We start from the raw sequence: 14,982 nt of genomic DNA, 5'->3' as shown, positions 1-14,982 counted from the left end.
AATTATACCTTGATGAGCTGATACGCCTTTTTACCCAGGCCCATCTTTTCGCCGTGATCGATCTGAACACGCCAGTCGATCCGGGGGTAGAGGGCCCGCCATTTATCCTCCCCCGCCCCGCATGCGGCTTTGATGGCCGTATTGGGCATGGAGGCCTCCAAATTTATCAGGTCCGCCGACGCCGCGTCGATGGCGACAGGGTCGCTCGAGGCGAGAATGCCTATATCCCGTACTATGGCGGCATCATTATGTCCATAGCAGTCGCAGGCCGGGCTCACCTGGAGGAGAAAATTGAGAAAGAGCGATTTCTTCTCTTTTCCCTTGAGCGCACCCATGGCATATTCGACCATTTTTTTCTGAAATATATCGGGAGATTCGTTCCACTGTATCTCGATCGCGTGGTGGGGACAGACGATGATACATTCTCCGCACCCTATGCAGGCCTCGCCGCTGATCCATGCCTTTTTCGAATCGATGGAGATTGCCTGGGCGGGGCAGTAGTGGAGACAGAACCCGCAGCCCTTGCATGCGCTTTTGCCGATTACCGGCGCCACCGTACTGTGCTGGACGAGTTTCCCTTCCCTCGCGGCGCACCCCATCCCCACGTTCTTCAGGGCGCCGCCCATCCCCGATATCTCATGGGCCTTGACGTGAGTGACCACGACGATGCTGTCCGAATCGACGATGTCGGCGGCTATGCTCACTTCCTTGAGCGCCTCCCCCTCAATCGTCACCTTCGTGCTGTTTTTGCCCTTGAGGCCGTCGGCGATGATGAGAGGCGCGCCCACGCATGAATAGTCGAATCCATTCCGAATGGCCGTATCAAGGTGGCCTACGGAATCGCTTCTCGATCCGGTATAGAGGGTGTTCGTATCGGTGAGAAAAGGTCTTCCCCCCGCTTTCCTTATCCGGTCCGCCACAATACGAATGTATACGGGTCTCAGGAAGGCGGTATTGCCGAATTCTCCGAAATGAAGCTTTATTGCCGTTAAGTCCCTTTCTCTTACCTTTGTATCGATTTTCGTCCGATCCAATAATGACTCGATTTTATCGTAAATGTTTCTCTTCAATGATGTCCTTAAATCTGTGAAATATACCTTCGACATGGCGCCTCCTTTTTGCTTTGATTTGCAGCAAAATTATGTTAAGAATAAACGGGTTTGTCAACAGAAAGGAGGTTAGCGTCATGTTAAATCTTTCGGAAAAGCACCTGATGATTCAGAAGATCGCTGAGAAACTGGCAAAGGAAAAGGTTGCCCCAAGGGCAAAAGAAATAGATGCTACAGGCGCGTTTCCATGGGACCTCGTTGACATTTATAAGAAGCATGGTTTTCTCTATCTCATGCTGCCCGAGAAGTTCGGTGGTCTGGACGGAGATATCACCTCCCTTTGCCTTGTTATTGAAGAGCTTGCGAAGGTTTCCGGGACCGGTTCGCTCATCCCCCTTGCCCACAATGTGGGAATCATGCCTTTTATGGTCGCTGCCAATGACAAGCAAAAAGAATATATCTACGGTAAAATCGCCGAGCCCGACAAGATGAACCTTGTGGCCTTCGCCCTTACCGAGGCCGATGCGGGCTCCGACGCGTCTCACATGAGGACGAATGTGACGAAGGACGGCGACCATTTCTATCTGAACGGAAAGAAGTCAATGATTACAAATGGCGCGAGCGCGCAGTTCATCACGGTCTTCGCCACCATGGACCCCAAGCTCAGGACGAACGGGATTACGGCTTTTTTCGTAGAGAAAGATTATCCCGGCGTAATAATAGGGAAAAATGAAGAGAAGATGGGAATGGTCGGTTCGGACCTCTCCGAAGTGGTCTTCGAGAACGTGAGGCTCACAAAAGATAACATGCTCGGTGAAGTGGGGCAGGGCTGGGATATCGCCATGTCTACCCTCAATCTCTCGAGACCCGCGGTGGGTGCTCAGGCAGTGGGCATCGCCCAGGGCGCCCTCGATTTTTCAGTCGAATATGCATGGAAGCGCGTCCAGTTCGGTCAGAAACTCGCCGATTTCGAAGGCATCCAGTTCATGGTAGCCGATATGGCGACCCAGGTGGAGGCGGCGCGTGCCCTGGTGTACGATGCGGCCCACCTCCTCGACACCAGAGTCTTCGAGCGCGACAAGATGAGCGCCATCGGCGTGGATAAGCTTTCAGCCATGGCGAAACTCTATTCCGCCGACACGGCCATGAAAGTGACCACCGACGCGGTCCAGATACTCGGAGGCTATGGCTACACCAAGGAATATCCCGTAGAACGGATGATGCGCGACGCCAAAGCAACCCAGATCTATGAAGGCACGAACCAGATCCAGAGAATAGTGGTAGCGAGGGACATATTCCGGAAATTCATGGGCTAATAAAGGCAGTCTCTAGTCGCTAGTCTCTAGTCGTTAGTAAAAAAATAAATACTAAATGAGCTAAAATGGCTGTCGGTGTATAATAAACCCGGCAGCCATTCTTTATTATAGGTGTAATTATTGGTTGACTAGAGACTAGAGACTAGAGACTAGAGACTAGAGACTAGAGACTAGAGACTAGAGACTAGAGACTAGAGACTTCTCCAGCCTTTCCCTGAAAGGTTCCGGTATCCTCCGGGGTTTTCCGGTTCTGTCTACGCAGACCATTTTTGTTTCGCCTTTGGTGGTGATCCGTTCTTCCTTCATTATCTCGTGGCTAAGGATAAAATAGGAATTCTTTATTTCTTTGACGGTTGAGGTCACCTGGATCATGTCTGCATATCCGAGCTTTTCCCTGAGATCGAGAAAGGCGGTCTTTACCATTACATAGACATCGACCTTTTCCCATTCCGGCAGCGAGATTCCTATGGACAGGAGGTGCTCGAACCACGACTTCTCGAAAAACCGGAGATAATTCCCGTAATAGACCACTCCGCCCGCGTCGGTGTCCTGATAATAGATTTTGGTGGAATACATTTCTGTTTCATACCATCCCGGCACGGCCAGGTCAATAAAAAGCCGCTCAGACTTTCGGAGATGGGGCCTGAAGAGACCCGGCCGGAAGAATTTTATAGCCGAAAGGGCCTTGATATTTTCCCCCTCCTGCCTTATTTTAGATGTGCATCACGTGGGATACCTTAAAGAGAGAGTCCGGAGCGAGTCTATTCCGTTTCGGCGAATGGTGTCCAGCCTCACCGTCAATTCCGGAAAAGAGGAGGGAGGATGAAGGGTATAGAGATAAAGCCACAAATTTATTGGGTCGGCGCAGTCGATTGGGGGGTACGTGACTTTCACGGTTATATCACTCCCAACGGTACCACCTACAACAACTATTTTATACAGGATGAGTATCCCACCCTCGTAGACTGTGTGAAAGAGGATTTCACGCAGGAGACGGTGGAGAAGATCAAAAGCATCTCGAAGGTCTCGGGAATAGTAAATCTCGTCATTAACCACATCGAACCGGACCATGCGGGCGGCGTGGCGGCGCTCATGAGCCTTATCCCCAAGGCGGTTATCTATATCACCGAGCGGGGGAAGAAGGGGCTGGACAGGCATTTCGACACGTCGGGGTGGAACTTCAAGGTGGTGAAGAGCGGAGATACCCTCAATACCGGCAGGTACACTCTCCTCTTCCTGGAGACCCCAATGCTTCACTGGCCGGACTCGATGGTGACCTACGTGAAAGAGGCCAAACTCCTGATCTCCCAGGACGCCTTCGGCCAGCACCTTGCCTCATCTGCCCGTTTCGATGACGAATTTGTCGAGTGTGCCTCCATGTTCGAGCTGGAAGAGGCGGTGAAGGACTACTATGCAAATATCCTTATGCCTTTCGGCCAGCTCATAAAATCGAAAATAGCCGAGATCGTGAAAGCCGGCATCGAGATCGATATGATCGCCCCGGACCATGGGGTGATCTGGAGAAAAGATCCGGGAAAAGTCGTGCAGATGTATCTCGATATGGCGAACGGCAAGACAGACCTCAAGGTGGCCCTCATTTACGACACCATGTGGCATTCCACCGAAAGAATGACGGTTCCCATGATGCAGGGAATAAGGGACGAAGGCGTGGATTGCAAGGTCATAAAGCTGCGCGCCACGCCCATGAGCTCTGCGATCAAGGAAGTATGGAAATCAAGAGGTTTTTTGGTGGGGACTCCCACCATGAATAATGTCATGTTTCCGTCAGTCGCGGAATTTATGTACCACCTCGCGGGTTTGCGACCGAAAAACAGGATCGCCGGCGCCTTCGGAAGTTTCGGCTGGGGAGGCGGCGCGGTCAAGGAGGCGTACGAGGGATTTAAACGTATGGGCCTTGAAGTGAGCGAGCCCGGACTTCAGGTACTCTACAGGCCTTCCGCGGATGACGATACCGCCTGTTATGAATATGGAAGAGAATTTGCGAGAAAAGTGAAAGAATACCACAAGAAATTCTAGTATAAGAGGAGGCATGGATATGTGGACATGTACGATTTGCGGCTATCAGTATGACGAGGCGAAAGAGGGCAAGAAGTTCGAAGATCTTCCGGAGGACTGGACCTGTCCGGTCTGCAATGCGCCGAAGGATGCATTCGAGAAAACGAGTTAATTAATTTTAATCGAAGGCAGCGGGAATACTAAAACAGGGGAGGTCAAGATGTCAAAAACCGAGAATGACCTGAAAGAAGCGTTTGCGGGAGAGTCTCAGGCGAACAGAAAGTACCTTGCTTTTGCGAAAAAGGCTGAGCTTGAAGGATATAAGCAGGTGGCAAAACTCTTCAGGGCCGCCGCGGAAGCGGAGACGGTCCATGCCCATAACCACCTGAGGGAGTTGAAAGGAGTGCAGGCCACCAAAGATAACCTGGTCGAGGCGATCACCGGAGAATCATACGAATTTCAGAAGATGTACCCCGTCATGATCGAAGACGCGAAGGCGGAGGGAAACAAAGGCGCGGAGCGGAGCTTTACCATCGCCAATGAAGTGGAGAAGATCCATGCCGGTCTTTACCAAAAAGCCCTTGACAACCTGGGAAATAACGAGGAATACGATTACCATATCTGCAAAGTATGCGGATACACCCACGAAGGAGAGCCGCCGGACGTATGCCCTGTCTGCGGCGCCGGTAAGGTGGCGTTTTATAAAGTAGACTGAGGCGGACTGTCATGATCGGAAGCGGGGCGAGGCCCCGTTGAACATCACCGCCTTTCACGGGAGTCCCCGAAAAGGGGGCAATTCGGACCTGCTCCTGACCGCAACCTTGAAAGCCATAGATCCCGAGGCCCACAGGGTGAAGCTCTTCAGGCTGGGAGAGATGGATCTCAGGCCCTGCAGGAACTGCGGGGGCTGCGAGGCAACGGGCGTCTGTGTGGCGAAAGACAGTATGACGGAGATTTATCAGAGCATAAGGGAGGCGGATAGGGTAATCCTCGCCTCCCCTATCTTCTTTTTCGGGCTTCCGGCCCAGGCAAAGATCATGATCGACAGGTGCCAGGCCTTCTGGTGCGAGAAGTATCTCCTCAAGAAACCCATTCCTCCGGGCATTTACGGGAGAAAAGGCCTCCTTCTCCTCGTGGGGGGCATGAAGAAGGAGGCGGGCGCCCAATGCGGCAATACCACTGCAACGGCGTTTTTCAGATCCATAAACGTGCAGGAGCACGAATTCATGAGTTTCCTGGGTGTGGACGCGAAAGGCGCGATTCTCGATCATCCCACGGCAATGGTCGATGCCCTCAACGCGGGCAAGAAGCTCCTTCTATCGCAGTAAAGGGTCCTTCCCGCGGGTAACGTCAACACTTTTGTGTCAGTGAGAAAATGGGATACACTTCCTCCGTCTTGTTCTCGTACATGAAAATGGCATAAAGGATCCTGTCCATGCTCGTTTTATCACTGAATACCCCCATGGGCCTGGTCCTTCTACGTACCTCCTTAAACCTTCTCTCAATGTGGTTGGTTGTTCGTACCATCTTTCGAAAGGAAGGATCGGAGAATTGAAAACAGGTAAAGAGGTCGTCGATGTCGGTATAGAGGCACCGTACCGCAGAAGGATACTTCTCTTCCCACCTCTTCTTCCATCTCCCTGCCCATTGTCGTGCTTCAAGGATATGAGAGGCATTATAGATCTTCCGTAATCCTTCCTTTGCCTTATCCTGGTCTTTCTTTTTCACCTTATCCAGAATGTTGCGTACTTTGTGGGCCCAGCACCGCTGGACAGGAAGAGAGGGATAATGGTCGCTGAGTACGGAGAGGAGCCCCTTGCCTCCGTCCACGGAAACGACCTTGACCCCTTCCCCGGTGAGCCCCCTTTTGAAAAGATTCCGGAGGAAGCGGTCCCACTCAGAGCCGCTCTCGGAGGCGGCGAGGTGAAAGTCTATAACCTCCTTTTTTCCGTCATAACGTATGCCCAAGACCACAAGGACCGGCCTTTTTGCGGCCCCCATGCCCGTTTTCCTGGTGAGCACCACTCCGTCGAAGATGAGGGCTTTATAGGCATTGGAGAGCCTTCTCTTATGGAACGAGGCAACCTCCGTATCAAGGGTCTTTGCCACCCTGCTTACCGTAGCGGGGCTTACCTTCTTTCCTAAGATCGTCATGAGGGCTGCCCCTACCTTCCTGGTGGAGAGGCCGAGAAGAAAGCAGGAGAGGATGAGGCGGTCTACCTCTTTGCTTCTTCGTGCATAGGCTTCAATGACCGAAATGGGATTATAGGTCCTTGTCCGGGGGACTAAGACCAGTATATCCCCGAGCTCGGTCAGCACATGTCGGTGATAATTGCCGTTTCTTCTATCCGAGATTCCCTCCGGAAGACGGCCCAGGTAATCAGAAATGGATTCCTTCATCCGGTCCCGCAAGAAGACCCCTATGGCATTCCGTCCGATCTCACGGCATTCATCCGACCACCGGTCCTTATCCATTTCCTTTACCAATCTCATCGCCTGTGATAGATTCTTCACTACCAGTTGCTGTTTCATGGGGTATCTTCTCCTTGTCTACGTACTTGGCCGTGCAATGACAACGAAAGGTACCCCATTTTCTTTGGTGACACAAGAGATGATACATTACCCTCCCGCGCGATCATTTGACACCTGCCGGTCAGGCATAGTAAGACTTATCAATTGCAGTACAATCTCTTGCATGAATTAAGGGTTAATCCGATTTGATGGAAGGCGCAGGAAGAAATGGATGAGGGACCTTTACCTATCACCGAGCTTCAGGAGGGGGAAGAGGGGATAGTCTATCACCTGTCCGGCGGGAAAAGTCTCATGAGCAGGTTCGCCGGAATGGGCATAATGCCCGGCACCCGGATAAAAGTGCTTCGGAATAGCGGCAGGCTTGTGATCGTCTTCGCGTCGGATACCCGGATTGCCCTTGGTCATAATCAGGCTGCTTCCATAGAGGTAATCAGGGCGCATTTCCCGGAAGCACGGAAAAAGGAGAAAGAAGAAAGGGAGACCTTTCTTATCGCCCTCGCGGGACAGCCTAACGTAGGAAAATCGACGGTGTTCAATGTGCTTACCGGCCTCTCCCAGCACGTGGGAAACTGGCCGGGGAAAACAGTGGAGAGGAAGGAAGGGGTCTACCTCACGGACCGTAGCGAGATCAGGATCGTGGACCTGCCCGGGACCTATAGCCTGAGCGCATTTTCCGAAGAGGAGAGAGTAGCCCGTGATTTTATCATCCAGGAGCATCCGGACGCGATTATACTCCTTGTAAATGCCTCTGCCCTCGAGCGAAGCCTCTATCTTCTTTCCGAATTGCTCCTTCTCGGCCCTCCGGTAATCGTGGGAGTCAACATGACCGACGTTGCCGAAGGCCAGGGTATCCATATCGACGTGGATGCGCTACGCAGGGCCCTCGGAATACCGGTAGTCTATCTCGTCGCCACCAAGAACAGAGGCATAAAAGAGCTTATCTCGGATGCGGTAAGGCTGGCAAAACGGGAGCTTCCCTACAGTCCCGCCATGCCCGAAGTATCGGAAGATCACCGGCAGATTTATCATCGTCTCGCGGAGCTGATGGACGACCATATCTCGCCGCCCCTTACAAGCGGCTGGATCGCGATAAAGCTCATGGAGGGGGATCCCGAGATCGCCCGGCTTATGGAGGAGCTTGTCCCGGTGGAAGTGTGGGATGAGGTAATGTCCCTTCTCATCATGCACGAGGATGCACTCCGTGCGGTAGTGGGCGGGAGATATGACTGGATCGAGGACGTCACGCGGGCGACCATATCACGGTTCAAGAGAGGCCAGGTGCTGATCACGGACCGTATCGACCACCTCCTTACCCGTCCGGTGATCGGCATCCCGGTCCTTCTCGCCATACTGGGCATTATATTCGCCCTCACCTTTGAGGTCGGTTTCCCTGCCCAGAAGGGGCTTGAGTCCCTCATGAGCGGCCTCGGAAAATGGATTGACGGCTCTCTCTCTTTCGCTCCCGGCTGGGTGAGGGGGCTCGTGGTGAACGGGGTCATCGGGGGCGTCGGATCTATTCTGACATTTATCCCCCTCCTTATCATATTTTTTACTGCCATGGCCTTTTTGGAAGACGTGGGCTATATGGCCCGGGCGGCCTTCGTCATGGACCGGTTCATGCATATCATAGGGCTTCATGGAAAGAGCTTTCTTCCCATGTGCCTCGGGTTCGGATGCAATGTCCCTTCCGTGCTGGGGGCGCGCATTGTGGAATCTCGCCGTGCCCGTCTTCTCACCATATTTCTTACCCCCTTTGTGCCCTGCACCGGACGCCTCGCGGCTATGACCTTTATAGCGGCCGCCATTTTCGGAGAGAAGGCGCTGGCCGTCTCCTGGTCTCTTGTTGCCCTCAATATTTTCGCCCTCGGCATCGCGGGTATCATCATCAGCAGGCTCTTTCTTCGGGGCGAGCCCGTGCCTTTCATCATGGAGCTGCCCCTCTACCACAGGCCTGACCTCAAGGTGGTGAGCCTGGTGGTATGGAGCAGGACCGCGGCCTTCGTGCGGAAGGCCGGCACGGTGATACTGATTTTTTCCGTGGTCATATGGTTTCTCTCGAATTTCCCCGGTGGAACGATCGACACGAGCATCATTGCCTGGATCGGGCGTAAGGTGCAGTTCATTGGCGCCCCCATGGGTCTCGACTGGAGGATGATGGTAGCCCTGCTTTCGAGCGTGGTGGCAAAGGAAAATTCCATTGCGAGCCTCGGCATACTTTACAATGTGGGAGATCAGGGGTTGAGGACGGTCCTGCCTATGGTGGTCAACCAGTCTTCCGCCCTCGCATTTCTCGTAGTGCTCATGATCTTCGTGCCCTGCGTTCCCACCATTACGGTCATGAGACAGGAGATGGAAAGCTGGAGATGGTTTTCTTTCTCCATGCTCTTCATGTTGTGCCTCTCCCTGGCGTGCGGCATCGCGGCTTTTCACATAGCCCCTGTCCTCGGGCTGTAGTAAAACCCCGGTCATCCCTCTCCATCCCCGGGCTTTCGGCCCGGTTTCGCGGCTATTATTGTTGACACGGGAACGTCCGTGATATAAATTGAACACGTATTCACATGAACAAACGTTCATCAGAAAATTCGAAGAAAAAGATCCTCGAAGCCGCGTTCGATGTTTTTTCGCAGCATGGCTATCAGGGCACGAGCATGAGAACTATTGCGGCCAAAGCCGGCATCAGCGTGGGGGGACTTTACCTCTATTTCGAAAACAAGGAAGCCCTCTATTCGACTCTGATGGATAAGGTGCTCGAAGACCTCTCGGGGGAGCTCGAGGAGACGGTCGGCAAGATTGAGGACCCGGTCGCGGCCTTCAGCACTTTCGTACGCCTCAGGCTTACTTACGCGAAAAGGAACAGGGAGCTGATCATCACCAATACAAGAGAGCCCAGGCTTGCACTCGGAACGGATCTGCGGAAGCGTTTCTTTGAGAGGCAGAGGAGACTCATCGGTACACTCATCGACAGGGGCGTCAGTTCCGGCCATTTTACCGCCTGCGACAGGGATGAGACCGCGAAAGTCATCATGGGCGTACTGAGGGGATTTGTGTTTTCTCTCGTCGTGGATACGGAGAATCTTTTCTCTCCCGAGGAGTGCAGCCGCCTCATCCTGAACGGGCTTATGGTCCGGTCCGGGGACCCCTGCGGGACTTATCCCGGCGGATAAGCCCATGAGTCTTTTTCTGCTCGTCTTCTTCATTCTTTATGGAGCGATGCATGCCTACCTCCTGGTGAAGGTGCGGGCGATCTTCGGTCTTACCCTTCCCCTGCTTATCCCCTTTGCAGTCTTCATGCTCCTTATGATCGCCGGACCCGTCATCACCCGCGTCCTGGAAAGGGCGGGGATGGAAGGGCCTGCCTTTCTTGCCGCCTGGGTGACCTATCTCTGGATGGGTTTTCTCTTCCTTTTCCTCTCGGCATCCTTAGTAATCGAAATTGTCAGGTTTTTCCTCTACCTCGCCGGTTTGGCCGCCGGATGGGACAAGTCGCTCACTACGGGGATAGAGAAGACGGGGTTTTGGCTGGCCCTTCTCGCGGCCCTTCTTGTAGCCGGATACGGTTTTCTTGAAGCGGGACACGTGAGGATCGAGCACCTGGTAATACGGACCGATAAGATTCCGAAGGAAAAAGGCGAGCTCCGGATCGTGCAGATCTCCGATCTTCATCTGGGGCTCACGACGTGTGAGACTTGGCTCGACAAAATGTTCGCTGAAGTGAAAAGGCTCAATCCCCATATCCTTGTGTGCACGGGCGACCTTCTCGACGGCCGGGCGGAGTCCCTTCGGAGGTCCGCTTCAATGTTCAGGGAAATCGCACCTCCCTACGGAAAATTTGCCATTACCGGCAATCATGAATATTACGGGGGCCTGCCGAATTTCTCGCGCTTCGCCGACGATGCCGGGTTCCGCGTGTTGCGGGGGGAAGGTATCTCCATCGAGGGGGCCATCAACGTGGCAGGCGTCGATGACATTGCGGCAATCCCTTATCATCTCTATAAGGGGGTCGAAGAAAAAAGCCTGCTCTCAGGACTCGAAAAGGGCAGGTTCAACCTTCTCCTGAAACACAGGCCCATTGTCGACCCCACAGCCGTGGGGTTATTCGACCTGCAGCTCTCGGGCCATACCCACAAGGGTCAGATCTTTCCGTTTAACTATGTGGTGAAACGGTTTTTCCCGTATTTGACGGGCTGGTTCGATCTGGGGAAGGATTCGAGGCTCTATGTGAGCCGGGGGACAGGCAGTTGGGGACCGCCGATCCGGTTTCTTTCGCCTCCGGAGATTACGCTGATCGTGCTCGAGCCGGTTGCCCGGGCCGGGCAAATGACGGGTCAGGCCAGCCGGCACCCGGCGCAAAGCCCGTAGATATGCATGGTATGTCCCGTCACCAGGAAATTGTGGGCCAGGGCCAGAGCTTCCTGCAGCTCCTCTATCCGGGGGTCGAAGACTTCGATGGTCTTTCCGCAGCGCTGGCATGTGAGATGGTCATGATGGGCGTGGTCCACGTTATGCTCATACCTCGTCACTCCATCGCCGAACCGCACTTCCCGTGCAATGCCCGATTCCGCGAAAATTCTTAAATTCCGGTATACCGTGGCCTGCCCGATGGTCTTGTCCCGTTTCTTTACCGCCGCGGTCAGCTCTTCGGCGCTTTGATGGCCTTCGGTGTGGAGGAACTCGTGGAGTATGGTCTCCCTCTGAGCGGTCATGCGGAGTCCGTGCCGGGCAAGATAGTCTGCAAAAATAGCCTTTTCTTTCCTCATAATGGTAATGATTAACGATACCATCAGGATGTTTCACTGTCAAGAATAGCCGCGGCAGGGTATGGGCAAGGGAGGGCGGGGGCCGTGGAGTACATGGTTCTGGCCGCGGTAAAGCCTGGTCTCGGGACGTGTTGGATGAGGCTCATGGGAAAAGATCAGGGACCGGCTGGGGCGAAACCGTGTACGTGGTTGCGCTCCAGCCTGCAGGGTATGCCGATGAAGCCCCTGAAGCCCGTAAAAAGAAGTGACGTGAAAGATATCTTTATGGGCTGATCGCGGGATCAATTCCGGAAAGGGAAAATCTCCTCAAAATAGTTTATCGCTCACCATACGGAGTCCCATACCCACGAAGGTGGGTATCTGCTCGCTCCCGAAGATTCCGCCCCCCATGGTCAAATCCACCTGTACGCTGTCGCTCACGATATGGCGGAAGCCTGCCTGGTAGGCGCCCCCGGTCTTGCCCGCATAGGGGTCGTTATAGAAGACCTCCAGCACTCCGTGGAGCCCTCCTATCAAACGAATCTGGGTGCCCAGACCCCATGTGGCCACGGCCGCCGGATTGGTGGTGGAGATGCCGAGGTTGGCGTGGATGAGGACCTTGTCGTCGTCGAAGAGTGATTCCGTGGCCGCGAGAAAGACGAACTCGCTCCACTTCTCCTGCTTGAAATCGCCCTTGCCCCAAGGAGGGGAGGCGCCCACGGCGATCGCCATGCCGGGGTATCTGTTCTTCTTCGCCTCCCAGAAGAGATATTTAAACTGCATGAGAGGCCCCGCGACCCCATAGCTCCTGTTCGAATCCTTTTCGAGATTGAAGCCATTGGTGAATCCTATGGTGATCTCCGAATTTTTGGTGGACCCGAAGGCGAGGAGGTTCAGGTTCGAAAATTCGTCCTTGTCGTAACGCACGGACGTCTCGATCTGGGCCATGTGCTCTCCCACCACCCGGGCGTCATCCGTTACAAAAGGCCGCACCGCAAGGGCAGGGCGAGGCAGGACTGCAAGACCGGCACAAAAAACCATCATTAGAAAATAGAATCTTCCCATCTCTTCACCTCCCGGCGGCCTGGGCGGGCCGTCGTGAATCTTGCTCACGACTCATCTGAATGTAAAGGGGCACCGGCTGCGTTGGACTCATTCGACCTTCATCGACATTGCGGATCATAGCGCCTCCTTTGCGACGGCCCGGACCCTGCCGGCTTCCGCTAAGACAAGGCGGCTCAGGCATTCGCGGAGGCTGCAGATTCCGCATGAATGCAGCATTATGACGGGAATACGGGCGGACCGCGCCGCAAGGACCGCTTCGTTCTTGATCCGGTGCGAGGTCTTTCCCGTAAAAACCACAAGTGCATCGACCTGCCCGATGCGATCGGCCAGTCCCGCCTTCGATCTGGTGAATACCTTAAGCTCTACGCCGTGTCTCTCCGCCTCATCTTTGTAGCTCCTGTCGAGTCTGTCCATTCCTCCCACCAATGCTACGCACATAATGCCTCCTTTATGAGATTCAAATTTTCTCGATGCCTCGCGCCGGCCCTCTTCTCGGTCTATGTGAAAGTCGCAGCGGCGATAACGATAAGAATAACCATTATCATAACAATGTAAGAATATTGTTGCTCTCACCGTTTCGGGACCTCTTTCCCGCAAGAGCAGGAGCCGCATCCGGCGCAATGTCCCTTCTTTTTCCACAGGCTGCGATAGAGTATATATGCGGCGCCAGCCGCAATAAGAGCCGCCAATAATATGTCCGTAAATCCCATCTTTATCCTCCTATACCGAGCAGGCTTCCGCCCTGGTAGATTATTACCGAGACAACCCATGCGAGGACCATCTGGTAGGCAAAGGCAACACCGAACCACTTCCACGTGCCGAACTCGTGGCGCATCGCCACCGCCACCACCACGCACGGCATATAAAGAAGAACGAAAGCAATGAAAGAGTAAGCGCTCAAAGGGGTGAACGTCTTTTGAAGCACGGGCTGAAGGCCCTTGTTTTCCTCCTTTTCCTCAGTCGACATGGCGACGGTCCCGAAGGTGGAGAAGATGTTGCCGAATGCCTCCTTCACCGCTTTACCGAAAGAGACGGCGATTTGTGTGATCTCCTCTTCGAAGGTCGCCGATTTCTTTTCCTCCTCACTCGCCTTCACCGCGTATATCTCCCCCATGGCGCCCACCACGATCTCCTTGGCGATAATTCCCGAAAGCAGGGCCGATCCGGCTTCCCAGGTGCCGAAGCCCGCGGGGTGAAGGGCATATGAGATGACCCTTCCCGCCTTGCCGAGATAGGAGTCTTTCTTGTGCTCCACTCCCCAGGGCAGGTTCAGGAGAAACCACATGATGATCGAGACGGCGAGTATGTAGGTCCCGGCTTTGATGAGGAAATGCTTCCCCTTTTCCCATGTATGGATCGTGAGACTCGTCAAAGACGGCATTCGGTAGGGGGGGAGCTCCATGATGAACATGGGAGCTTCGTGAATGAAGAGGGTGTGCTTGAAGATAACCCCCATAAGCACGGCCAGGGCGATTCCCATCACATAGAGGGACCAGAGGACCGTGCCGCCATGGCCGGGGAAGAAAGCCCCGATAAAAATCACATAGACCGGGAGCCGGGCGCCGCACGAGATGAGAGGGATGAGAAGAGCGGTAAGGGCCTTGTCCCGGGGATTCTCGAGGGTGCGGGTAGCGTAGATGCCCGGCACGTTGCAGCCGAACCCGAGGAGCATGGGTATGAACGATTTTCCATGGAGGCCCACCGCGTGCATGGCCCGGTCCATCACAAAAGCGGCCCTCGCCATATAACCGCTCCCCTCGAGGAGGGTAATGAGGAACATCATGGCAAATATGACGGGCACGAAGACGATGACCGAGCCTACTCCCGCGATGATGCCGTCCGTGAGGAGCGCGGTCATCCACTGACGTGCCCCCGCGAGGGCCATGAGGGCCTCCGCCCAGCTCTTGAAGGGCCCGGAGATGAGGAAGCTCATCCAGTCGGCAAAAGGCTTGGAGATGTCGAAGGTGAGCTTGAACATGAGCCACATGGCCACGAGAAAGACGGGGATGCCGAAGAACCTGTGGAGGACTACCCTGTCGATCTTTTCCGTCAGCTCGATCTTCTCTCCTTCCGTTTTCGCCAGGATCTCCCTGGTGAGGCCGGCGGCCCGGGCATACCGCGCGTCGGCCAGAAGGGATTCGATATCGGAGTCGTGGGCGGACCCGAGATGGCCGAGGGCCTTTTCCACGGGCAGCCCTTTCTCGTAAGGAGCGATTTCTCCCCACACCAACTCATCCGCCTCCATTAATTTAAGAGAGAGCCATCTCA

General features: G+C 54.3%; 16 protein-coding genes. 9 read left to right on the top strand and 7 right to left on the bottom strand.

The genetic code is table 11. From position 1 onward, the window contains the following. Positions 1-2 precede the first annotated feature (2 nt). A complete protein-coding gene (locus VGJ94_05330) occupies positions 3-1,106 on the bottom strand; it encodes a DUF362 domain-containing protein (GenBank protein HEY3276022.1) in 1,104 nt (367 codons plus the stop codon). Positions 1,107-1,186: 80 nt separating this feature from the next. On the opposite strand from VGJ94_05330, the gene VGJ94_05325 reads away from it, so the two are divergent. Beyond that, entirely contained in the window at positions 1,187-2,365 is a 1,179-nt protein-coding gene (locus VGJ94_05325) for an acyl-CoA dehydrogenase family protein (protein ID HEY3276021.1), read from the top strand. Between the two features lie 177 nt (positions 2,366-2,542). Here the strand turns inward: VGJ94_05325 and VGJ94_05320 are convergent, their stop codons facing one another. Next, entirely contained in the window at positions 2,543-2,941 is a 399-nt protein-coding gene (locus tag VGJ94_05320) for a thioesterase family protein (protein ID HEY3276020.1), read from the bottom strand. 246 nt (positions 2,942-3,187) lie between these two features. Between VGJ94_05320 and VGJ94_05315 the strand changes: the two genes are divergently transcribed. From VGJ94_05315 to VGJ94_05300, 4 genes are read left to right on the top strand one after another with little or no spacing between them, the layout of a single operon-like run. Further along, on the top strand, positions 3,188-4,402 hold the full coding sequence (locus VGJ94_05315; protein HEY3276019.1) for an FprA family A-type flavoprotein: 1,215 nt from the start codon (positions 3,188-3,190) through the stop codon (positions 4,400-4,402). A 19-nt stretch (positions 4,403-4,421) separates the two neighbouring features. Further along, positions 4,422-4,553: a rubredoxin gene (locus tag VGJ94_05310; GenBank protein ID HEY3276018.1), complete on the top strand. Its 132-nt coding sequence runs from the start codon at positions 4,422-4,424 to the stop codon at positions 4,551-4,553. A 48-nt stretch (positions 4,554-4,601) separates the two neighbouring features. Beyond that, a complete protein-coding gene (locus VGJ94_05305; protein HEY3276017.1) occupies positions 4,602-5,096 on the top strand; it encodes a rubrerythrin family protein in 495 nt (164 codons plus the stop codon). Between the two features lie 37 nt (positions 5,097-5,133). Next, positions 5,134-5,709: a flavodoxin family protein gene (locus VGJ94_05300; GenBank protein ID HEY3276016.1), complete on the top strand. Its 576-nt coding sequence runs from the start codon at positions 5,134-5,136 to the stop codon at positions 5,707-5,709. 22 nt (positions 5,710-5,731) lie between these two features. Here the strand turns inward: VGJ94_05300 and VGJ94_05295 are convergent, their stop codons facing one another. Continuing rightward, complete coding sequence (locus tag VGJ94_05295) at positions 5,732-6,913, bottom strand: IS256 family transposase (GenBank protein ID HEY3276015.1); 1,182 nt, start codon at positions 6,911-6,913, stop codon at positions 5,732-5,734. Between the two features lie 207 nt (positions 6,914-7,120). Between VGJ94_05295 and feoB (VGJ94_05290) the strand changes: the two genes are divergently transcribed. The 3 genes from feoB (VGJ94_05290) (at position 7,121) to VGJ94_05280 (ending at position 11,272) form a co-directional block, all read left to right on the top strand. Further along, complete coding sequence (gene feoB, locus VGJ94_05290; GenBank protein HEY3276014.1) at positions 7,121-9,367, top strand: ferrous iron transport protein B; 2,247 nt, start codon at positions 7,121-7,123, stop codon at positions 9,365-9,367. Positions 9,368-9,471: 104 nt separating this feature from the next. Further along, entirely contained in the window at positions 9,472-10,077 is a 606-nt protein-coding gene (locus tag VGJ94_05285; protein ID HEY3276013.1) for a TetR/AcrR family transcriptional regulator, read from the top strand. 4 nt (positions 10,078-10,081) lie between these two features. Beyond that, positions 10,082-11,272: a metallophosphoesterase gene (locus VGJ94_05280; GenBank protein HEY3276012.1), complete on the top strand. Its 1,191-nt coding sequence runs from the start codon at positions 10,082-10,084 to the stop codon at positions 11,270-11,272. Here the strand turns inward: VGJ94_05280 and VGJ94_05275 are convergent. Next, on the bottom strand, positions 11,239-11,694 hold the full coding sequence (locus VGJ94_05275) for a transcriptional repressor (protein HEY3276011.1): 456 nt from the start codon (positions 11,692-11,694) through the stop codon (positions 11,239-11,241). The two genes, VGJ94_05280 and VGJ94_05275, sit on opposite strands and share 34 nt — an antisense overlap. A 60-nt stretch (positions 11,695-11,754) precedes the next feature. Between VGJ94_05275 and VGJ94_05270 the strand changes: the two genes are divergently transcribed. After that, the gene (locus VGJ94_05270) at positions 11,755-11,943 is read left to right on the top strand and encodes a hypothetical protein (protein HEY3276010.1); all 189 of its coding nucleotides are present in this window, start codon (positions 11,755-11,757) and stop codon (positions 11,941-11,943) included. 33 nt (positions 11,944-11,976) lie between these two features. Here VGJ94_05270 and VGJ94_05265 read toward each other — a convergent pair whose 3' ends face one another. The 3 genes from VGJ94_05265 to feoB (VGJ94_05255) all read right to left on the bottom strand — a co-directional run. Continuing rightward, entirely contained in the window at positions 11,977-12,714 is a 738-nt protein-coding gene (locus VGJ94_05265; GenBank protein ID HEY3276009.1) for a hypothetical protein, read from the bottom strand. Between the two features lie 114 nt (positions 12,715-12,828). Continuing rightward, positions 12,829-13,152: a DUF2325 domain-containing protein gene (locus tag VGJ94_05260; protein HEY3276008.1), complete on the bottom strand. Its 324-nt coding sequence runs from the start codon at positions 13,150-13,152 to the stop codon at positions 12,829-12,831. 274 nt (positions 13,153-13,426) lie between these two features. Beyond that, the coding region (gene feoB, locus VGJ94_05255) for a ferrous iron transport protein B (GenBank protein HEY3276007.1) at positions 13,427-14,982 on the bottom strand (1,556 nt) is incomplete at its 5' end.

The sequence above is a fragment of the Syntrophorhabdaceae bacterium genome, from assembly GCA_036504895.1.
Classification (GTDB): domain Bacteria; phylum Desulfobacterota; class Syntrophorhabdia; order Syntrophorhabdales; family Syntrophorhabdaceae; genus PNOM01.
This window is presented reverse-complemented; position numbering and strand designations above follow the sequence as displayed.